Below are 20,840 nucleotides of genomic sequence, written 5' to 3' on the forward strand. Positions count from 1 at the left end.
GTGCGCACCCGCTGCGGATCACCCGGCGTCGGGTCCTTGTCCAGGTCCAGGACATGCCAGTCACTCGGCCTGTGGCCCACCATCACGCAACCCCCGTCAGCCCGTGCGCATCAGCAACAACCCGTAACAGATGCGAACTTACAATGCGTGAGTATCCGAGCGGAAGCCGATTCGTGGGCCCACAGCGGCGACCAGCAGAGCGGTTCACTGTCAGGGACTCGTACGGCTCGCGGCATGGCTTCGGCGCGTACGCCGGACCGGGGTGATTCCGGGGCGGGGGTCGGTGGCCCTACCGCAGGGCCTCTGCTACCTCTTGGGCTGCGTGGCGTACGCGTTCGCCGACGCGTTCCGGGACCACCTCCGAGAGCATGACCACGCCCACGCTGCCCTCGACGCCGGTGACGCCGATCAGGGGGGCCGCCGCGCCGCACGCGCCGGCTTCCAGGTCGCCGTGGGTCAGGGTGTAGCCGGGGTCGTCGTCCGTCGGCTCGCCCGCCGGTTGTGCCGCCGGCCGGCGAGCCGCGAGTATCGCCTTGCCCGCCGCGCCACGCTCCAGGGGATGGCGGAAGCCCGCCCGGTAGGCGACGTGGTAGTCGGTCCAGGTCGGCTCCACGACGGCCACGGCCAGGGCCTCCGCGCCGTCCACCAGGGTCAGGTGCGCCGTCGCCCCGATGTCCTCGGCGAGTGAGCGCAGGGCGGGCATCGCCGCCTCGCGGACCAGGGGGTGGACCTGCCGGCCCAGGCCCAGCACGCCGAGGCCGACCCGGGCGCGGCCGCCCAGGTCGCGGCGTACGAGGGCGTGTTGCTCCAGCGTGGCCAGCAACCGGTACACGACCGTCCGGTTCACGCCCAGCTTGTGGGACAGCTCCGTGACGGTCAGCCCGTGGTCCGTGTCGGCCAGCAGCTTGAGGACCCGAAGGCCCCGGTCGAGCGTCTGAGAGGTCTCCGCGGTCACGACGCCCACTCCTTCGTGGTGAGGTCGGCGGCCCTCTCGCGTCGGATGCGTCGTCGAGTCCCGTCGACGACGCGCTTCAGAGGCCGCCGATCGGCTGACGACCCGGTGGTGCCCGGGCCCAGTCTCGCTTCACGGCTGCGCTCCGCGGCGGCGCTGCCACGGGGCGTGTGCGTAGCCGGACAGTAACCACCCGGTCCGCTCAGCGGAAGGCTCCGTCCAGAATCCGGGCGCCAACCGTTATCGACTGACGGGTTTTGTCCTCATACGTCTCGTACCCGGTCCGTACGCGCACGCGTCGGCGGCGTCACTTCATCCGCGTCGCCCACTCCTGCACCTTGGCGATGCGCTGGCGCAGTTGCCCGCCGGTCGCCTCGGCGCTGGGCGGACCGCCGCAGACGCGGCGCAGTTCGGTGTGGACGACACCGTGCGGCTTGCCGCTCTGGTGGACGTAGGCGCCGACCATGGTGTTGAGCTGCTTGCGCAGCTCCATCAGCTCCTTGTGGGAGACCACCGGGCGCCGGTCGGCGGGCAGTTCGAGCAGGTCGGCCTCGTCGTCGGGCTTCTTGCGGCTGTGCGCGATCTGCCGGGACTGCCGCTTCTGGAGCAGCAGCTGGACCTGGTCGGGTTCGAGGAGCCCGGGGATGCCGAGGTAGTCCTGTTCCTCCTCGCTCCCCGGGTGGGCCTGCATGCCGAACTCGGCGCCGTTGTACATGACCCGGTCGAAGGTGGCCTCGGACTCCAGCGCCTCGAAGGCGAACTGCTCCTGCTCGCCGGTGTCCTCGTCCTGCTCCCGGTTCGCCTCGTCCATCTCCTTCTCGGACTCGGCGTAGGGGTCCTCCTCGCCCTCCTTCTTGGGCTTGTCGAGGACGTGGTCCCGCTCGCGCTCCATCTCGTTGGCGAAGGTGAGCAGGTCGGGAACGGTGGGGAGGAAGACGGACGCGGTCTCGCCGCGCCGGCGGGACCGGACGAAACGGCCGACCGCCTGGGCGAAGAAGAGAGGGGTGGAGATGGTCGTCGCGTAGACGCCCACCGCGAGGCGGGGGACGTCGACGCCCTCGGACACCATGCGGACGGCGACCATCCAGCGGGCGGTGCTGCCGCTGAAGTCGTCGATGTTCTTGGAGGCGCCGGTGTCGTCGGACAGGACGACGGTGGCCTTGTCGCCCGTGATCTCGCGGATCAGCTTGGCGTAGGAGCGGGCCGCGTCCTGGTCGGCGGCGATGACGAGCGCGCCGGCGTCCGGGATGGCCTTCCTGACCTCGGTGAGCCGCTGGTCGGCGGCGCGCAGCACGGCGGGCATCCACTCGCCGCGCGGGTCGAGCGCGGTGCGCCAGGCCTGGCTGACGGCGTCCTTCGTCATGGGCTCGCCGAGCCGGGCCGCGATCTCGTCGCCCGCCTTGGTGCGCCAGCGCATGTTGCCGCTGTAGCTCATGAAGATGACGGGGCGCACGACGCCGTCGGCGAGCGCGGAGCCGTAGCCGTACGTGTAGTCGGCGGCCGAGCGGCGGATGCCGTCGTTGCCCTCCTCGTACGCCACGAAGGGGATCGGGTTCGTGTCGGAGCGGAAGGGCGTGCCGGTGAGCGCGAGGCGCCGGGTGGCCGGCTCGAACGCCTCCAGGCAGGCCTCGCCCCAGGACTTCGAGTCGCCGGCGTGGTGGATCTCGTCGAGGATGACGAGGGTCTTGCGCTGCTCGACGCGGTTGCGGTGCAGCATGGGGCGCACGCCGACGCCCGCGTACGTGATGGCGATGCCCTGGTACTCGCGGCTGAGCGGGCCCGCGCTGTACTCGGGGTCCAGCCTGATCCCTATCCGGGCCGCGGCCTCCGCCCACTGCTTCTTCAGGTGCTCGGTCGGCGCGACGACGGTCACCTGCTGCACGACGTGGTGGTGCAGCAGCCAGGACGCCAGCGTCAGCGCGAAGGTCGTCTTTCCGGCGCCGGGCGTGGCGACCGCCAGGAAGTCCCGGGGCTGGTCCTGGAGGTACTTCTCCATCGCCCCCTCCTGCCAGGCCCGCAGCTTGCCGGCGGTGCCCCACGGGGCACGGCCCGGGAAGGCCGGGGACAGGTGGTGCGACGTGCTGGAGCTGGCGGTGGTAGTCACGGTCTCCGAAGGGGGTAGAACGACGGCTCGGCCACGTATGACAACGGGCCACCCTACCGGCGGGCCGGCCCGGTCGACGCGCGCCCGGGGGCGGGTCACCCCCGGGTGGGACGGACGTCACAACCGCCCCGCCGGCCCTCCGCGGCTACTTCTCGCGCAGCCGCGTCGCCACCCACGCGCCCACCAGCGCCACCGCCGCCATCGGCAGGAACACGGCGGTGAACGCGGCCGGGTGGGAGCCGGCCGCCCCGTCCGCGCCCGTGGCGGCGTGGGTGACCGTGCCGCCGCCGAGGGCCGCGAAGGCCGCGCCGCCGGCCGACAGCAGGACGACGTTGGACAGGCCGTCCGAGATCTGCAGAGCGGCGGAGTTGGACCCGGCCTCCCTGGGGGCGGAGAGCTTCAGCAGCAGCACGCTGGTGGAGGAGATCACCAGGCCCATGCCGAAGCAGCCGAAGCCCCAGGCGACGGCCACCGTCCAGGCGGGTACGGCGTCGATCAGCACGCTGGGTGCCGTGGCGACGGCCGCCGCGACCAGGACCATGCCGAGGGCCATCAGACGTTCCCGGTACGGCTCCAGGCGCGTCCGGGACTGCAGCCACGAGCCCCCGGCCCAGGTGGCGCCGCCCGCCGCCAGCGACAGACCGGCGAGCGTGGGACTGAGCCCGCGCTGGGTGACCAGCATCAGCGGGACGAAGGACTCGGCCGCGACGAAGGACCCGGCGGCCACGCCGCGCAGCAGGACGACGGAGGGCAGCCCACGCGCCGCCCGGTAGGTGCCGCGCGGCAGCAGGCCGAGGACGGCCGGGACGAGCAGCGCCACGCCCACCGCCCCCGGCAGCAGCGACACCCACCGCAGGTCCTGGGCGGCGTACTGGAGCAGTCCCGCGCCCAGCGAGACGGCGAGAGCGAGGCGGATGCGGCGCCCGTCGAAGGAGGCCGGCGCGTCCGCTCCGCCCACCCGGCCCGCCGCCCGGCTGCGTATCTGCGGCAGCGCGAGGGCCAGCGGGACGACGACCAGGACCGGGATGCCGACGAACACCCAGCGCCAGCCGAGGTGCTCGGTCACCGCCCCCGAGGCCAGCGGGCCGACGACCGAGGGAACGACCCAGCCCGCCGCGAACGCCGCCATGATCGCGGGCCGCAGCCGCTCCGGGTAGGCCCGCCCGACGACGACGTACAGCGCGACGACCACCAGCCCGCCGCCGAGCCCCTGCACGGCCCGCCCGAGGATGAACAGCCACATCGCACCGGCCGTCCCGGACAGCACGAGGCCCAGCGCGAAGGAGGCGATGCCGCAGGTCAGCGGTGCCAGCGGGCCCCGCCGGTCCGACCACTGGCCGGAGAGCACCATCCCGAAGAGGCTGGTCGTGAAGTACCCCGAGAACGCGAACGCGTACAGCGACACCCCGTCCAGCTCCCGCGCCGCCACCGGCATCGCCGTGCCGACCGCCGTCGCCTCGAAGGCGATCAGCACGACGACGGAGACGATGCCGACGCTCAGCGCCCGGTAGGCGCGGCTCAGCACGGTCTCGGCGGGAGCGGCGGTACGGAGAGAGGCCTCGGCGGATACGGCGACCTCGGTGTCGCGGGGCTCAGGGACGGTCATGGTCGCCAGAGTAAGGGCCGCAGCACGCCTTCACCCCTGTCGGGAGGCGGTACCGGACCGGGACCTTGGTCGTACGACCACGTATCCGCGGACGGCTTGCCCGCGCCCGTTCATGAACGCCGTGTGGCAGTCGTGTTGCGGCCTGCCCGGAATCCTTGAGTACCGCCCATGCCCCGGCCTACCGTCGTGATCACCGAGTTCGACACGGCCGTGTGCCCGAGTGGTTCAGGGGCTCGCCTGCAAAGCGAGTTACGTGGGTTCGAATCCCGCCACGGCCTCTACCCGCCTGACAGCGGTGTTTCCGGGTGCCTGCGCGTACCTGCGCCGGACGCGCCCTCTCTTCTGCCCCTGACCGAATCCGCCGTGCCGTCCTCCGCCGGTGAGACCGGTGATGCGACAGATGCGGCGCCCAGGTGCCCATGTGCTCAGGCGCCCCGGCGGTCCGCTGCCCGCAGCCGGCGCGGGGGCGGGCCCGCGTTAGATTGACTCCGTGCTCTCTCGTCTCACGCGTCCCCAGGTCCTCGCCGTATGCGGGCTGCCCGTCGTGGCGCTGCTCGCCACCGTCGTGTTCGCGCCGCTGCCGTTCTCCGTGGCGCAGCCGGGGCTGACGGCCGACGTGCTGGGTGAGAACCAGGGGAAAGAGGTGATCACCGTCAGCGGTGCGCCGGCGCACGACACCAGCGGGCAGCTGCGGATGACGACGATCGAGGCGACCGGGCCGGACGCGAGTATCCGCCTCGGGGACGTGCTCAGCAGCTGGTTCGACACCGACCGGGCCGTCATGCCCCGGGACGCCGTCTACCCGAACGGCGACGACGTCGGCGAGATCGAGGAGTACAACCAGGAGCAGATGAAGGAGTCGCAGGACACCGCCACCACGGCCGCGCTCCGGTATCTGCGGCTGGACAAGGACGACGTCGACGTCGAGCTGCGGCTGGAGGACGTCGGCGGGCCCAGCGCCGGGCTGCTGTTCTCGCTGGGCATCGTCGACAAGCTCGGCGCCGACGACCTCACCGGCGGCAGGGTCGTCGCCGGGACCGGCACCATCACCGGCGGCGGCGAGGTCGGGCCCGTGGGCGGCGTGCCGCTCAAGACGCAGGCCGCGCGGCGGGACGGGGCGACCGTGTTCCTGGTGCCGGAGGCGGAGTGCTCGGACGCGCAGGCCGAGCTGCCGAAGGGGCTGCGGCTGGTCCCGGTGACGACGCTCAAGGGCGCGGTCGACTCGTTGAAGGCGCTGGGGAGCGGGAAGGGGAACGTGCCCGCCTGCTGAGCGGCAGCGCGACGCTCCTACCCCTCCTTAGCCCTCCTTCACGAAGCCCTTCTCCTTCATCCAGTCCAGGGCCACCTGGTGCGGGTCCTCGCCGTCCACGTCGACCTTGGCGTTGAGGGTCTGGGCGACGTCGTTGTCCAGCGCCTTGGTGACCGGGTCGAGGACCGACGCGATCGCCGGCCACTTCTTCAGGGTGGCCGTGCGGACCATGGGCGCGGCGTTGTAGTTCGGGAAGAACTTCTTGTCGTCCTCCATCACCGCCAGGTTCATGGACTTGATCCGCCCGTCGGTGGTGTACACCTCGCCGTAGGTGCAGGCGCCCTTCGCGGTCTGGGTGTAGATGATGCCGGTGTCCATCTGCGTGATGTTCCCGGCGGGCAGCGACATGCCGTACGCCTTCTCCAGTCCCGGCAGGCCGTCCGCCCGGTTGGCGAACTCGCCCTCCACGCACAGCGTCACCGCACCCGGGTCCGACTTCGACAGCTCGGTGACCTCCGAGAGGGTCTTCGTCCGGTACTTCTTGTAGTTCGACTGGTTCATCGCCAGCGCGTACGTGTTGTTCAGGCGGGCCGGCGGCAGCCACGTCATCCCCTTCTTCGCGTCCGCCTCCTTCACCGCCTGCCACTGCTGCTCCGGGTCGGGGATCGGCCTGCTGTTGCCCAGGTACGTGATCCAGGCCGTGCCCGTGTACTCGTACGTGGCGTCGGCGTCGCCGTTCTCCACCGCCGCGCGGGTGCCGACGGAGCCCTGGATGCCCGTGCGGTCGAGCACCTCCGCGCCGGCCGCCTCGAAGGCGATGCCCATGATCGCGCCGAGGACCAGCTGCTCGGTGAACTCCTTGGACGTGACGGTGAGGTCCGCGCCCTCCAGGGGCCGCCCCTTGCCGATCGTGCCGGGCTCCACGTCGTCGACCATCGGGGAGCCGCTGGTCAGGCCGCACGCGGCGGAGGCCGTCAGGAGCGAGGCGGCCAGCAGCGAGTACGTACGCCGGTTCGTCCGGCCCAGGGGTCCCTGTCGTCTCATGTGCCCACCTCCAGGCCCCGCGGGCGCAGCAGCAGTTCCGCCAGCGACGCCAGCCAGTCCACCAGCAGCGCGAGCGCCACGGTGAGGATCGAGCCCAGCACCAGGACCGGCATCCGCTGGCTGGTGATGCCCGTGGTGATCAGTACGCCCAGACCGCCGCCCCCGCCGAAGGTCGCCAGCGTCGCCGTACCGACGTTCAGGACGAGCGCGGTGCGCACGCCGGCCAGGATGAGGGGGACGGCCAGGGGGAGCTCCACCCGGGTGAGGACGCCGAGCGGGGACATGCCGATGCCGCGGGCCGCCTCCAGGAGCGTCGGGTCGTTCGCCTTCAGGCCCGCGATGGTGTTGGACAGCACGGGCAGGACGGCGTAGATGATGATGCCGATCAGGGCGGCCCGGCGGCCGATGCCCAGCCAGATCACCAGCAGGGCGAGAAGGCCGATCGCCGGGGTCGCCTGGCCCATGTTGGCGAAGGCCATCGCGAACGGCGTGGCCTTCCGGAACGCCCCGCGCGTGAGCAGGATGCCCAGCGGGATCGCGATGATCAGCACGAAGAAGGTGGAGATCACCGTCAGCTCGACGTGCTGCCACAGGGCCTTGGTGACCTGGCCGTTGCCGAGGGCGTTGCGGCTGAGCGCGTCCAGGTCGGCCTGCCGGAACCACAGCCACGTCGCCAGCAGTACGGCGATCAGGACCACGGGCAGGAAGGTCAGCTTCCGCCAGCCGACCCGGGAGGCGCCCGCCGTCCGGGGACGCGGGGGCGCCTGCTCCGCGCTCTCGCCCTCGTCCCGGAAGGCCAGCCCTTTGACGTCGTGCTCCCCCTCGGGGCGGCGGCCGGGGGAGGGCCGGGCGGTGCCGCTCACGCGCGGCCTCCGACCTCGCCGAAGCCCTCCTGCTCGGTGTGCGTCCGCGGGGCCTGGGACTCCTCCAGGTCGTGCTGGTGCTCCAGCGCGTCGAGGCGGTCGGCCTCCAGCAGTTCCTGCACGGAGTTCATCAGCGTCTCCATGTCGACGACGCCCTCGTACGCGCCGCGCCGCCCGGTGACCGCGACCCGCCCCGCGTTGTCGGTCAGCACCGCCTCCAGCGCGTCCCGCAGCGTCGCGTCCCGGGTCACCGTGTCGTGGACGAGCGTGCCCGCCCGGGCCAGCGAGCCCCTGGCCCGCATCAGGTCGCCGCGCCGCAGCCACTTGTAGGGCCGGCCGCGCCGGTCGAGGAGCAGGATCTCGTTGGTGCCCGATTCCCGCAGCCGGTCGAAGATGTGCTGGAGCGGGTCCTCCACGGTCACCGTCGGGTAGTCGGTGATCGCCACGTCCCGGACCCGCGTCAGGTTGAGCCGCTTCAGCGCCGCGCCCGCGCCCACGAAGCCGGAGACGAAGTCGTCCGCCGGGTTGGTGAGGATGGCCTCGGGGGTGTCGAACTGCGCGATGTGGGAGCGCTCGCGCAGGACGGCGATCCGGTCGCCCAGCTTGATCGCCTCGTCGAAGTCGTGGGTGACGAAGACGATCGTCTTGTGCAGCTCGTGCTGGAGGCGGATCAGCTCGTCCTGGAGGTGGTCGCGTGTGATCGGGTCGACCGCGCCGAACGGCTCGTCCATCAGCAGCACGGGCGGATCGGCGGCCAGGGCCCGCGCCACGCCCACCCGCTGCTGCTGGCCGCCGGAGAGCTGGCGCGGATAGCGGCCGTGGAACTCCCCGGCGTCGAGTCCGACGAGGTCCAGCATCTCCTCCACCCGCGAGCGGATGCGGGCCTTTGACCAGCCGATCATCTTCGGTACGAGGGCGATGTTCTGGGCGACGGTCATGTGCGGGAAGAGGCCGGAGGACTGGATCGCGTAGCCGACCTGGCGGCGCAGCTTCACCGGGTCGATGTCGGTGACGTCCTCGCCGTTGATGCGGATGCGGCCGCCGCTCGGCTCGATCAGCCGGTTGATCATCTTGAGGGTGGTGGACTTCCCGCAGCCCGAGGGGCCGACGAAGATGACCGTCTCGCCCGCCTTGATCTCCATCGACACGTTCTCGACGGCGGGCTGCGGGGTGCCCGGGTAGAGCTTGGTGAGGGACTCCAGCTCGATCGTGGCTCCGGTGGTCCCGGTGGTCCCGGTGGTCCCGGTGGTCCCGGTGGTCCCGGTGGGCCCGGTGGTCCCCCTTGCTTCGGTGGCCCCCCTCGCTTCGGTGGCCCCGGTGGCCCCGGCAGTGCTGTCGTGACCGGCTTCAGGCACGGATCCCCCTAGGAATGGTCAGCCGCCCGAGCAGCACGTACGCCGCGTCGAACAGCAGGGCCAGGACGATGATGCCGAGCGTGCCCGCGAGCACCTGGTTGAGCGCGTTCTTGCTGCCCAGCGAGGCGATCCCGCGGAAGATCTCGTTGCCGAGGCCCGGCCCGGAGGCGTAGGCGGCGATGGCCGCGATGCCCATCAGCATCTGCGTCGAGACCCGGATGCCGGTCAGGATCGGCGGCCAGGCCAGCGGCAGCTCCACCCGCAGCAGCCGCGCCGGACGCGACATGCCGATGCCCTTGGCGGCGTCCACCAGCGCCGGGTCGACCCCGCGCAGGCCGACGATGGCGTTGCGCACGATCGGCAGCAGCCCGTACAGGGTCAGCGCGGTCACCGTCGGCGGTACGCCCAGGCCCACGATCGGGATGAGCAGACCGATCATGGCCAGCGCCGGGATGGTGAGGATGGTCGACGTCGACAGCGTCGCCAGGTTGCCCGCCCACTCGCTGCGGTAGGTGACGACGCCGATCAGCACGCCGAGCAGCGTCGCGACGACCATGCACTGGAAGACGGCGCTGGCGTGCTGGAAGGCGTCGGCGAGCAGCTGCTGGTGGCGGCTGCCCAGGAAGTCCCAGAAGTTCACGTCCGCTCACCTCCGGGATCGGTCCGGTCTCAGTCGTGTCCGGTGCTGTCCTCGGCCGCCTGCTCCACCAGCGGGATGATCCGCAGCGGAACGGGGTTCTCCATCACGATCGCCGTGGCGGCCCGGACGATGCCATCAAAACCGACAACCCGGTCGATCACCCGTTGGAGATCGGCGTTCGAGCGGGCCACGAGGCGGCACAGCATGTCCCCGGTGCCGGTCGTGGTGTGCAGCTCCAGGACCTCCGGAACGGTCGCCAAGTGCGCCCGTACGTCGGCCCCTTGACCCTGCCGGATCTCCAGCGTGGCGAACGCGGTGACCGGGTAGCCGAGGGCCGCCGGGTCCACCTCCGGGCCGAAACCGCGGATGACTCCGTTCGACTGAAGCCGGTCGAGCCGCGCCTGCGCGGTGCCGCGCGCCACCCCCAGCCGCCGGGACATCTCCAGGACCCCGATCCGCGGCTCCCGCGCCAGCAGACCGATGATCCGCCCGTCCAGCCGGTCGATCCCCCTGCCCGCCATATCTCCACCCTCCCGGCTGGTCATCCTGTACAGATCGCCTGCCTCCACCGCCCTTTCACTGGTCAGGCTGCCCACTGAAAACCCGAACTATTGCGCACCTTGCAGCCAGGGGAGAACCTGCCGCTATGACGCAGACCACACACCACACTCCCGACACCGCCCGGCAGGCCGATCCCTTCCCGGTCAAGGGAATGGACGCGGTCGTCTTCGCCGTGGGCAACGCCAAGCAGGCCGCGCACTACTACTCCACCGCCTTCGGCATGAAGCTGGTCGCCTACTCCGGACCGGAGAACGGCAGCCGGGAGACCGCGAGCTACGTCCTGGAGAGCGGCTCCGCCCGCTTCGTGTTCACCTCGGTGATCAAGCCCTCGACCGACTGGGGGACCTTCCTCGCCCAGCACGTCGCCGAGCACGGCGACGGCGTCGTCGACCTCGCCATCGAGGTCCCGGACGCGCGCGCCGCCCACGCCTACGCCGTCGAGCACGGCGCCCGCTCGCTCGCCGAGCCGCACGAGGTCGAGGACGAGCACGGCACCGTCGTCCTCGCCGCGATCGCCACGTACGGCGAGACCCGGCACACCCTCGTCGAGCGCACCGGCTACGACGGCCCCTACCTGCCGGGCTACGCCGCCGCCGAGCCGATGGTCGCGCCGCCCGGGCAGCGCGTCTTCCAGGCCGTGGACCACTGCGTCGGCAACGTCGAACTCGGCCGGATGAACGAGTGGGTCGGCTTCTACAACAAGGTCATGGGCTTCACGAACATGAAGGAGTTCGTGGGCGACGACATCGCCACCGAGTACAGCGCGCTGATGTCCAAGGTGGTGGCCGACGGCACCCTCAAGGTCAAGTTCCCGATCAACGAGCCCGCCGTCGCCAAGAAGAAGTCCCAGATCGACGAGTACCTGGAGTTCTACGGCGGCGCGGGCGTCCAGCACATCGCGCTGAACACCAACGACATCGTGCAGACCGTCCGCGCGATGAAGGCCGCCGGCGTCGAGTTCCTGAACACCCCCGACTCGTACTACGACACGCTCGGCGAGTGGGCGGGCGAGACCCGGGTGCCCGTCGACATCCTGCGCGAGCTGAAGATCCTCGTCGACCGGGACGAGGACGGCTACCTGCTGCAGATCTTCACCAAGCCGGTCCAGGACCGGCCGACCGTCTTCTTCGAGATGATCGAGCGCCACGGCTCGATGGGCTTCGGCAAGGGCAACTTCAAGGCCCTGTTCGAGGCGATCGAGCGCGAGCAGGAGAGGCGCGGCAACCTCTGAGCCCGCGCCGCAGGCTATGTGGGCGGGCCCTCCACCGGGGGCTCGCCCAGCTCCGTCAGGGCCCGCTTCGCCTCCGGCACCCGCAGCGGTGAGAAGTACGGGTTGATCGTCAGCGCCTCCCGCAGATGCCGCCGCGCGGGCCCGTACCGATCGAGGCTCCGCTCGATCATGCCCCGGTGGAAGACGTGCAGCGCGCTGCGCACTCCGCCGCCCTTGTCGCCGTCGGTCGCGATCGCCGCGAACTCCAGCGCCTCCTCGTCCGCGCCGGTGCGGTGCAGCGCCCAGCCCAGGGCGTCGGCGACCGCGGTCCCGGGCTGCCGCCCCCACTCCGCGCGCAGCACGCGCACCGCCTCGGCCGGGTCCCCGTGGTCCGCCTCCAGGCGCCCCAGCAGCAGTTGCCCGTCGGCCCCGGCAGCCTCGGCACCGCGCACCCGGTCCCGCAGCAGGTCGTACTCGACCCGCGCCGCCTGCCCGAGGCCCAGCGACTCGTACAGCTCGCCCAGTTCGAGCGGGTACTCGGGTCCCGGCCGCTTGGCCGACGCCGCCTGGTACGCCGACAGCGCGTCCGTCGTGCGGCCCAGTGCCGCCAGCGCCCGGCCCTGCCCGGCCTGCGCGGCCCGCTGGTCGGGGTCGGTGCGCAGCGCCTCCTGGAAGAACCGCAGCGCCTCCTCCCGGTCCCCCCGCTCGAACGCCAGCCGCCCGGCCTGTTCCAGGTACGCCGCCCGCTCGGCCGGCGCCTCCGCCCCCGCCGCCGCGTCCGAGATCCGGGCCGCCGCGTCCTCCCGCCAGCCCCGGTCGCGGTAGACGGCCGCGGCCAGCGCGCCCGTGGCCGGCGTGCCGGGGTGCAGCTCAAGCACCTTGTCCAGGGCCCGGCCCACCGCCTCCTGGTCGCCGAGCCCGGTGTACGCGTCGACCAGCACCGCGTGCGCCGTCCACCGCTTCGGCGCCGTCTTCACCGCGCTCTCGCCCCACTTCTTCGCCGCCGGGAAGTCCCGGCGCGCCACCGCCAGCGCCGCGAGCCCCTCCAGGGCCTGCGGATTGCGCTTCGCGCCGGTTTTCAACGAGGTCCGCAGCGCCTTCTCGGCCTTCGGCCAGTTGGCGGCGTCGGCCGTCCGGCTGCCCTGCTCGACGTAGGCCGCGCCGAGGACCGCCCACGACGCGCCGTCCAGCGGATGCGCCCGCAGGTGCGAGACCCGGTCGCCGATCAGCGCGGCCAGGTCCGGCAGCGCGGCGGGCACGCCCGTGGTGACCGCGCCGCGCGCCACCGCCGCGGGCCCCGGCGCGGGCGGGGGAGCGTCGCCCCCGTCCCAGGGCAGCAGCACCAGGACTCCGCCGAGTACGGCGCACCCGGCGACTGCACCGATCAGCACCCGGCGCCCGCGCCGCGACCGCCGCCGCCCGGGTTCCGGCAGCCGTCCCCGTTCCCGCTCGGTCTGCCTCTCCATGACCACCATGGCGCTCACTGTGCGTCAATACGATGAGAGCACCGGGCAGGCAGCGGGTGCCGTCGACGGGGTTCACACCGATGGCCCTCGGATGCCAACCTGTGATCATGAGCCGTATCGAAGCGCCTCGCGACGAGGACGACGCAGCCCGCGGGTCCGGCGCGGCCGCGGCGGTCAGCAGCACCCTCGTCAGTACTCTCGTCGACCGGCTGCTCGCCGGACTGCCCGCCGAGTCCGTTCTCACCGACCCGGACGTCACGGCCTCCTACGCCAACGACATGGCGAGCTTCTGCCCGGCCGGCGCGCCCGCGGTCGTCGTCCTGCCGCGCACGGTGGAGGACGTCCAGCACGTCATGCGCACCGCCACCGGACTGCGCGTCCCGGTCGTCCCCCAGGGCGCCCGCACCGGCCTGTCCGGCGCGGCCAACGCCACCGACGGCTGCGTGGTCCTCTCCCTGACGAAGATGGACCGCATCCTGGAGATCAACCCGGTCGACCGGGTCGCCGTCGTCGAACCGGGCGTCGTCAACGCCGCGCTCTCCCGCGCGGTGAACGAGCACGGCCTCTACTACCCGCCGGACCCCTCCAGCTGGGAGATGTGCACCATCGGCGGCAACATCGGCACCGCCTCCGGCGGCCTGTGCTGCGTCAAGTACGGGGTGACGGCCGAGTACGTCCTCGGCCTGGACGTCGTCCTCGCCGACGGCCGCCTGATGTCCACCGGCCGCCGCACCGCCAAGGGCGTCGCCGGGTACGACCTGACCCGCCTCTTCGTCGGCTCCGAGGGGTCCCTCGGCATCGTCGTACGGGCCGTCCTCGGGCTGCGCCCCAAGCCGCCCGAGCAGCTGGTGCTGGCCGCCGAGTTCGCCTCCGCGGCCGCCGCGTGCGACGCGGTCTGCCGGATCACGGAGGGCGGGCACGTGCCGTCCCTCCTCGAACTGATGGACCGTACGACGGTCAAGGCGGTCAACGACTTCGCCCGGATGGGGCTGCCGGAGAGCACCGAGGCCCTCCTGCTCGCCGCCTTCGACACCACCGACCCGGCCGCCGACCTCGCCGCCGTCGGCGCGCTGTGCGAGGCCGCCGGTGCCACGCAGGTGGTCCCCGCCGAGGACGCGGCCGAGTCGGAGCTGCTCCTCCAGGCGCGGCGCCTGTCCCTCACGGCGCTGGAGGCGGTCAAGGGCACCACGATGATCGACGACGTGTGCGTGCCGCGCTCCCGGCTCGGGGACATGCTGGCGGGCATCGAGCGCGTCGCCGCGAAGTACGACCTCACCATCGGGGTCTGCGCCCACGCGGGCGACGGCAACACCCACCCCACGGTGTGCTTCGACGCGCAGGACCCCGACGAGTCCCGGCGGGCCCGCGAGTCCTTCGACGAGATCATGGCGCTCGGCCTGGAACTCGGCGGCACCATCACCGGTGAGCACGGCGTGGGCGTGCTGAAGAAGGAGTGGCTGGCGCGGGAACTGGGGCCGGTGGGCCTGGAGATGCAGCGGGCCGTCAAACAGGTCTTCGACCCGCTGGGCATCCTCAATCCCGGCAAGCTGTTCTGATCCGGTAAGCCGAGCTGCCCGTCGCTCACCGGGCGAGCAGCTCGGCCAGCCCGTCGTCGAGGCCGAGCCGGCCGCCCTCGCTCCCCGGCGGCACCGCCCGCAGGGTCCGCTCCAGCCAGGCCGACACCTGCGGGGTGGGGGCCTCGAGCAGGGCGTCGCCGTCGGGGCTGCTCAGCGCCATCAGGACCACGCTGCGGCCCTCCGTCTTCGACGGCCACACCCGTACGTCACCGTGCCCGGACGGCCGGAAGACGCCCTCCACCAGCAGGTCGCGGGCGAAGGTCCAGTGCACCGGCTGCCCGGAGTCGATGTGGAAGGTGATGTGGACGGCATAGGGGTCGTCGCTGTGGTAGCCGAGCAGGGCGGGCACCGGGATGCTGGTCTCGGGGGACAGGACGAGCCTCAGTTCCAGCTCGCGTTCCACGACGGTCGGGTGCATGGCGGGGTTTCCTCTCTCGTACGGATCCGCACGGGCCGCCCGTAACGGGCCCGCACGAGTGAGAGCGGCCGGAGCCGCGAGCGTTACGCGGGTTCGCGAAACTTTTTTCCCACCACCTCTGTCCCAGGCGTGAAGGTCCATGCACGAGGTTGCCCGGAAAGGGTCGGGTCCTGCGGGACCGGCGGTGCGCATTGCGCCCGTCTGATAGATGTTGAGCCCCCCTTATCAACCCCCGAGCAGATACGGGACGACGGACATGAGTGCCCCAACCCCGGCCCCCGGCGACGACAGGCCCCGCGAAGGGTTTTACCCGGACCCGTCCATTCCTGGATATGTCCGGTACTGGAACGGCGCCTCCTGGGTGTCGGGCACCAGCAGGCCCGCGCCCAAGGACGGCGAGTCGCTCGCGCCGCCGCCCGGCGCGCCGGGCCTGGTCGAGGAGACCGGCCCGCACTTCTTCGACGAGGACCCGGTCGACGGGGCGCCGCCCGCGTCGGCGGCCCAGCACGGCAGCCGCCCGGAGCCCGCGACGGCCTGGGGCGCCGACCGGCCCGGCCGCGCCGAGGCTCCGGAGCAGCGCGTCGCCTGGCCGGGCCCGGCGCAGCACACGGACCCGAGGATTCCGCACGCCCGGCCGACGGGACCGGCCGAGGCGGGCGACCCTCGCGCGGGCGGGGCGTCCGGGGCGGGTACGGGTTCGGGCGCGGCTTCTGCCGGTTCCGCCGGAGCCGGAGCAGGAGCGGGCGGCCGTGCGGGTGGCGGTGCGGGGCCGGGCGCTTCCGCCGGTGCCGCGCGGGCGGAAGCGCCGGGGGGCGCGGCGCCCGACGAGGCCGGTGCCGAAGGGCAGGCCGGCAACACCTTCGTCTTCCGCCGGCCCGTGGGGGAGCCTCCGCGGGGCGCCGGCGCCTCCGCACCGCCGGCCGACGACGAGGGCACCATGACCTTCCGCGCGGTCACCCCGCGCACCGGCGGGCAGCCCGGCGGCGCCGGGTCCCGGGGCGGTCCGGGATCCGGCCCCGGCTTCGGCGCCGGGAAGGCGGCCGCCGCCCGGGCCGCAGCCGCGCCGCCGCCCGCGGCCTCCTCCGCCCCCGGCGCCCCCGCGTCACCCGCGGCCCCCGCCCCTGCGCAGCAGTCCGGCGTTCCGACCGCCCCGCCCGTGCCCCAGCAGGGGGCCGCGCCGCTCGCGGCCGGTCCCGGTGGCGGGCAGTCCTCCTGGGCGCAGCAGGTGCACCGGCTGGCCGGGGCGGGCGCGGCCGAGCAGCAGCCCGTCGCGCCCTGGAAGCCGCCGGTCGAAGACGTGTTCCAGGCCGCCGCCCGGCGCCAGGCGGAGGCCCGTCCCGCCGGGCTCGGCAAGCGGCTGGCGGCGCGGCTGATCGACACCGTCGTCCTCGCCGGCGTCACCGCCGCGGCCGCCGTGCCGCTCGGCACCAAGGCCCTCGACCACGTCAACGACAAGATCGACGAGGCGAAGCTCTCCGGCGAGACGGTCACGGTCTGGCTCCTCGACGGCACGACCTCGGTGTACCTCGGCATCGTCCTCGCCGTCCTGCTGCTCTTCGGCGTCGTCTACGAGGCGCTGCCCACCGCCAAGTGGGGCCGGACCCTGGGCAAGCGGCTGCTCGGTCTGGAGGTCCGGGACATCGAGGCCCACGACGCCCCGGCCTTCGCCGCTGCGCTGCGCCGGTGGCTGGTCTACAGCGTTCCCGGCCTGCTGGTCGTCGGCGTGGTCGGTGTCGTGTGGTGCGTGTTCGACCGGCCGTGGCGCCAGTGCTGGCACGACAAGGCGGCCGGCACGTTCGTCGCGGGCTAGCTGGGCGGGGCGGGGGAAGGGGAGCCGTACCGGAGTGCGGCTACTCCGGACGGCCGCTCGCCGGATGCGGGTGGGCGGAGTCCGGGGTCGACTCGGGACATGAGCAGCGAACCGCCCCCCGGTGCCGGCGGGCAGCAGCCGCCGGACGACGACCCGCTGAGGAAGAACCCCTACGACGACCCGTCCCCGCCCCCCGGCGGAGGAGGGTCCCCCGGTGCAGGAGGGCCCCACGGCGGTGCCCCGCCCCCCGGCGGCGGAGGTCCCTACGGTGCCCCGCCCCCCGGCGGCTCGGGCCCGTACGGGGGTGACCCCTACGGCGGCGGCTCGTATCCCACCGATCCGCTGGCCGGGATGCCCCCGCTCGCCGACAGCGGCCGGCGCACGCTCGCGAGGATCATCGACATGATCCTCGTAGGCATCGTGGTCTGGCTGCTCAGCTGGGCGTTCAACGTCCAGGAGTACCAGGTGAACGGCGACGACATCTCCGTCGGCAAGTCCTTCGGGCAGTCCGTGATCGCCGCCCTGCTCTACATCGGCTACGACACCTACATGACCACGAGGACGGGCCAGACCCTCGGCAAGAAGTGGCTCGGGATGCGTGTGGCAAACCTGGACAACGGGGCGACGCCCTCGGTGCAGACGTCGCTCATCAGGGCCCTGGTGCTGTGGATCCCGTTCGCGTTCTGCTGCGCCTGCGTGTGGACGATCATCGCGGGCGGCTGGAGCTTCTTCGACCGGCCCTACAAGCAGGGCCTGCACGACAAGGCGGCCAAGACGGTCGTCGTCAACACCCGCTGACGACGACCGACGGTGGCGGGCCGGTCCGGGAACCGCGCGGCCCCCGGACCTGGCCGGGGTCTACGCCGCCCGGCCGCGGGCCGTCTCGCCCGCTCCCGCGGCGACCCGGGAAGCCTGCACCGGCTCCCGGTCCGCGGCGGGCCGGTGGGACGGCACGGCGGTCAGCGTCCGCCTTCCGGGCTGTGGGACGGTCATGGCGACCAGCAGCCCGAGGGCGAGCGCCGCGACGGCGACGAGGGCGATTCCGGGACCCGAACTCGTCTGTGACAGCAGCAACATGGCGAGTGTCGAGAAGATCACGGTGCACGAACCGTAGGCGAACTGTGCGGCAGTCGGACGGGGCATGTCCATCGTGTCCTCGGAAGACAAATCTTGGGGGTAGACGGGCTGTCGGCCTGGCTTTCCGCCGGCTTCCGGGCGTTCCGCCAAGCGACTCTAACCCGCTGTGTGCCCGAGTGGAACCAGTAGTAAGCACCACCTAACCGACATGGCCGATGCACGGGGGGCGCACGGATTCATGGCGTCCGGCCGGTGGACGGTACCGCGCGCCGTCGGCCCGCCCGGAGGCCGTGGTCCGGTGTCCGCAAATCGGACGGGGGCTCCGCATAGTGCAATTGTTCTGCTCAAGTCAAGGTCTGTCTTTTCCGGTGAACCAGTAGTCAAATGTCGTCACTTGACTACACGCGTTGAGCACGTGTGCGCGGACTTCGCACTGTCCCTGTCCCCCCATCCGCGCGCGTGAACGCGGGGGAGGAACTCAAGTGACCAGTAGATCCTGGACGTTCAGAACGGCGGCGACCACCGTCGCACTCGCCGCGGCCACCGCCACGCTCTCCGCGGCCGGAGTGGCGCAGGCGGACTCGCCGTCCCGGCCGGAGGCCGTGAACCGCCACGACCCGAGCCCGGACGGCACCACGCGCTCCCACGACCTCAAGGGCCCGCTGAGCGACACGCAGGCCGCCCAGCGCGAGGAGGCGCTGAAGCAGGTCATATCCGGCGACGCCTCGGTGAAGAAGAAGGACGGCTCCAACGTCGTCCAGCTCAAGAGCAAGAAGGGCGACGCCAAGTACGTAGAACTGGGCCGGGAGAAGACCGACAAGATCTTCACCATCCTGGTCGAGTTCGGCGACAAGACCGACAGCCGCTACGGCGGCGACGCCGGCCCGCTGCACAACGAGATAGCCGAGCCGGACCGCAAGTCCGACAACTCGACGGCCTGGAAGGAGGACTACGACCAGGAGCACTTCCAGGACCTGTACTTCGGTTCCGGCGAGGGCGTCAACTCGGTCAAGACGTACTACGAGAAGCAGTCCTCCGGCCGCTACTCCGTCGACGGCGAGGTCTCCGACTGGGTCAAGGTCCCCTACAACGAGGCCCGCTACGGCTCCAACAAGTGCGACCCGGACAACTGCGCCTGGTACGCGGTGCAGGACGGCGTCACCGCCTGGGTCGAGGACCAGAAGGCGGCCGGCCGGACCGACGCCCAGATCAAGTCCCAGCTCGCCCAGTACGACCAGTGGGACCGCTACGACTACGACGGCGACGGCGACTTCAACGAGCCGGACGGCTACATCGACCACTTCCAGATCGTGCACGCCGGCGAGGACGAGTCCGCCGGCGGCGGCGCGCAGGGCGAGGACGCCATCTGGGCCCACCGCTGGTACGCCTTCGGCACCGACGCGGGCAACACCGGCCCCGGCGACAACAAGCTCGGCGGCACCCAGATCGGCGACACCGGCATCTGGGTCGGCGACTACACCATCCAGCCGGAGAACGGCGGACTCGGCGTCTACGCCCACGAGTACGGCCACGACCTCGGCCTGCCGGACCACTACGACACCGCGGGCGGCGACAACTCCACCGGCTTCTGGACGCTGATGTCGTCCGGTTCCTGGCTCGGCACCGGTCGCAACGAGATCGGCGACCTGCCCGGCGACATGAACGCCTGGGACAAGCTGCAGCTGGGCTGGCTGAACTACGACACCGCCAAGGCGGGCGTCGACTCCTGGCACAAGCTGGGCCTGGCCGAGTACAACACCAAGCACAAGCAGGGCCTGGTCGTCGAACTGCCGAAGAAGGCGGTCACCACCGAGATCGTCGCCCCCGCCGAGGGCGAGAGCCAGTGGTGGAGCGGCAGCGGCAACGACCTCAAGAACACGCTGACCCGCAGCGTCGACCTCACCGGCAAGTCCTCCGCCTCCCTCACCCTGGACGGCTGGTACGACATCGAGGCCGACTACGACTTCCTCTACACCGAGGTCTCCACCGACGGCGGCGCCAACTGGACCGCCGTGGACGGCACGTTCGACGGACAGCCCATCCAGCGCGACGGCAGCGACAAGCCCGCCCTGAGCGCCACCGTCGACGCCTACGGCAAGCTGGTCTACCCGCTGGACGCCTACGCCGGCCAGAAGATCGACCTGCGCTTCCGCTACCAGACCGACGGCGGCCTCGCGATGAAGGGCTTCGCCGCCGACCGGATCGCGGTGACCGCCGACGGCGAGACGCTCTTCTCCGACAACGCGGAGACCGAGGACGCCGCGTGGACGGCGGACGGCTTCACCCGCAAGGGCGCGTCCTTCACCAAGGACTACGCGCAGTACTACATCGCCGAGAACCGGCAGTACGCGTCGTACGACAAGACGCTGAAGACCGGCCCGTACAACTTCGGTTTCTCCGAGCGGCCGAACTGGGTCGAGCACTACGCGTACCAGAACGGCCTGTTGATCTGGAAGTGGGACACCTCCCAGGCGGACAACAACACCAGCCAGCACCCCGGCACCGGTCTGGTCCTGCCGGTCGACTCGCACCCGACCGCGCTGAAGTGGAAGGACGGCACGCTGATGCGCAACCGCTTCCAGGCCTACGACTCGCCGTTCAGCCTCTACCGCACGGACGGCATGACGCTGCACAAGGCGGACGTCGCGAAGTACGTCCCGGGCTCGAAGGGCGTCTCGGTCTTCAACGACCGCAAGAACGACTACTACGACCCGGCGAACCCGACCGGCGGCGTCAAGATCACTGACACCAACACGAAGATCAAGATCCTCAAGGAGGCCAAGAACGGCTCGACGATCGAGCTGGAAGTCGGCCCCGCGGGCAGGTAAATAGCATTTCCCCAGTTCAGAGCATGATCGGCGGTGACCCCCTGGCGGGTCACCGCCGATCCGTGTTTAGGTGCGTCCTG

17 protein-coding genes and 1 tRNA gene are annotated in these 20,840 nt (G+C 71.9%); 7 read left to right on the forward strand and 11 right to left on the reverse strand.

All coding sequences use genetic code 11. The features are described from left to right. Positions 1 to 289 precede the first annotated feature (289 nt). The 3 genes from IG94_RS0120455 to IG94_RS0120465 form a co-directional block, all read right to left on the reverse strand. A complete protein-coding gene (locus IG94_RS0120455) occupies positions 290 to 955 on the reverse strand; it encodes an IclR family transcriptional regulator (RefSeq protein WP_031038753.1) in 666 nt (221 codons plus the stop codon). Between the two features lie 304 nt (positions 956 to 1,259). Beyond that, complete coding sequence (locus IG94_RS0120460) at positions 1,260 to 3,056, reverse strand: DEAD/DEAH box helicase (RefSeq protein WP_031038756.1); 1,797 nt, start codon at positions 3,054 to 3,056, stop codon at positions 1,260 to 1,262. Between the two features lie 145 nt (positions 3,057 to 3,201). Then, positions 3,202 to 4,662, reverse strand: coding sequence for an MFS transporter (locus IG94_RS0120465; RefSeq protein WP_031038760.1), 1,461 nt, complete (start codon positions 4,660 to 4,662; stop codon positions 3,202 to 3,204). A 206-nt stretch (positions 4,663 to 4,868) separates the two neighbouring features. Between IG94_RS0120465 and IG94_RS0120470 the strand changes: the two genes are divergently transcribed. Next, positions 4,869 to 4,940, forward strand: a tRNA-Cys gene (locus IG94_RS0120470). Between the two features lie 212 nt (positions 4,941 to 5,152). After that, complete coding sequence (locus IG94_RS0120475) at positions 5,153 to 5,932, forward strand: S16 family serine protease (RefSeq protein ID WP_031038763.1); 780 nt, start codon at positions 5,153 to 5,155, stop codon at positions 5,930 to 5,932. Between the two features lie 27 nt (positions 5,933 to 5,959). On the opposite strand, the gene IG94_RS0120480 is transcribed toward IG94_RS0120475, so the two are convergent. From IG94_RS0120480 to IG94_RS0120500, 5 genes are all read right to left on the reverse strand, one after another. Then, positions 5,960 to 6,955 carry a glycine betaine ABC transporter substrate-binding protein gene (locus IG94_RS0120480; RefSeq protein ID WP_052410781.1) on the reverse strand — a complete coding sequence of 332 codons (996 nt, stop codon included), beginning with the start codon at positions 6,953 to 6,955 and terminating at the stop codon, positions 5,960 to 5,962. After that, entirely contained in the window at positions 6,952 to 7,818 is an 867-nt protein-coding gene (locus IG94_RS0120485) for an ABC transporter permease (protein ID WP_031038771.1), read from the reverse strand. The genes IG94_RS0120480 and IG94_RS0120485 overlap by 4 nt, the downstream gene beginning before the upstream one ends. After that, positions 7,815 to 9,026, reverse strand: a complete 1,212-nt coding sequence (locus tag IG94_RS0120490) for a betaine/proline/choline family ABC transporter ATP-binding protein (RefSeq protein WP_031038774.1) — start codon at positions 9,024 to 9,026, stop codon at positions 7,815 to 7,817. Before IG94_RS0120490 ends, IG94_RS0120485 begins: the two co-directional genes overlap by 4 nt. 139 nt (positions 9,027 to 9,165) lie before the next feature. After that, the gene (locus tag IG94_RS0120495) at positions 9,166 to 9,813 is read right to left on the reverse strand and encodes an ABC transporter permease (RefSeq protein ID WP_031038778.1); all 648 of its coding nucleotides are present in this window, start codon (positions 9,811 to 9,813) and stop codon (positions 9,166 to 9,168) included. Positions 9,814 to 9,842: 29 nt separating this feature from the next. Further along, positions 9,843 to 10,334 carry an Lrp/AsnC family transcriptional regulator gene (locus IG94_RS0120500; RefSeq protein ID WP_031038782.1) on the reverse strand — a complete coding sequence of 164 codons (492 nt, stop codon included), beginning with the start codon at positions 10,332 to 10,334 and terminating at the stop codon, positions 9,843 to 9,845. A gap of 125 nt (positions 10,335 to 10,459) precedes the next feature. Between IG94_RS0120500 and hppD the strand changes: the two genes are divergently transcribed. Next, complete coding sequence (gene hppD / locus IG94_RS0120505) at positions 10,460 to 11,605, forward strand: 4-hydroxyphenylpyruvate dioxygenase (RefSeq protein WP_031038784.1); 1,146 nt, start codon at positions 10,460 to 10,462, stop codon at positions 11,603 to 11,605. 14 nt (positions 11,606 to 11,619) lie between these two features. Here the strand turns inward: hppD and IG94_RS0120510 are convergent, their stop codons facing one another. Further along, positions 11,620 to 13,059 carry a tetratricopeptide repeat protein gene (locus IG94_RS0120510; RefSeq protein WP_043484167.1) on the reverse strand — a complete coding sequence of 480 codons (1,440 nt, stop codon included), beginning with the start codon at positions 13,057 to 13,059 and terminating at the stop codon, positions 11,620 to 11,622. Positions 13,060 to 13,151: 92 nt separating this feature from the next. Between IG94_RS0120510 and IG94_RS0120515 the strand changes: the two genes are divergently transcribed. Next, on the forward strand, positions 13,152 to 14,606 hold the full coding sequence (locus IG94_RS0120515) for an FAD-binding oxidoreductase (RefSeq protein ID WP_107060622.1): 1,455 nt from the start codon (positions 13,152 to 13,154) through the stop codon (positions 14,604 to 14,606). Between the two features lie 25 nt (positions 14,607 to 14,631). Here the strand turns inward: IG94_RS0120515 and IG94_RS0120520 are convergent, their stop codons facing one another. Then, entirely contained in the window at positions 14,632 to 15,045 is a 414-nt protein-coding gene (locus IG94_RS0120520) for an SsgA family sporulation/cell division regulator (RefSeq protein WP_031038792.1), read from the reverse strand. 256 nt (positions 15,046 to 15,301) lie between these two features. Here IG94_RS0120520 and IG94_RS0120525 point away from each other — a divergent pair, with 256 nt between their 5' ends. Further along, on the forward strand, positions 15,302 to 16,855 hold the full coding sequence (locus IG94_RS0120525) for an RDD family protein (RefSeq protein ID WP_078892368.1): 1,554 nt from the start codon (positions 15,302 to 15,304) through the stop codon (positions 16,853 to 16,855). A gap of 99 nt (positions 16,856 to 16,954) precedes the next feature. Continuing rightward, positions 16,955 to 17,653 carry an RDD family protein gene (locus IG94_RS0120530; RefSeq protein ID WP_031038798.1) on the forward strand — a complete coding sequence of 233 codons (699 nt, stop codon included), beginning with the start codon at positions 16,955 to 16,957 and terminating at the stop codon, positions 17,651 to 17,653. Positions 17,654 to 17,713: 60 nt separating this feature from the next. On the opposite strand, the gene IG94_RS0120535 is transcribed toward IG94_RS0120530, so the two are convergent. Further along, a complete protein-coding gene (locus IG94_RS0120535) occupies positions 17,714 to 17,998 on the reverse strand; it encodes a hypothetical protein (RefSeq protein WP_037768816.1) in 285 nt (94 codons plus the stop codon). Between the two features lie 416 nt (positions 17,999 to 18,414). Here IG94_RS0120535 and IG94_RS0120540 point away from each other — a divergent pair, with 416 nt between their 5' ends. Further along, positions 18,415 to 20,760: an immune inhibitor A domain-containing protein gene (locus IG94_RS0120540; protein WP_031038803.1), complete on the forward strand. Its 2,346-nt coding sequence runs from the start codon at positions 18,415 to 18,417 to the stop codon at positions 20,758 to 20,760. Positions 20,761 to 20,840 lie beyond the last annotated feature (80 nt).

The sequence above is a fragment of the Streptomyces olivaceus genome, assembly GCF_000721235.1.
In the GTDB taxonomy this organism is placed as follows: Bacteria; Actinomycetota; Actinomycetes; order Streptomycetales; family Streptomycetaceae; genus Streptomyces; species Streptomyces olivaceus.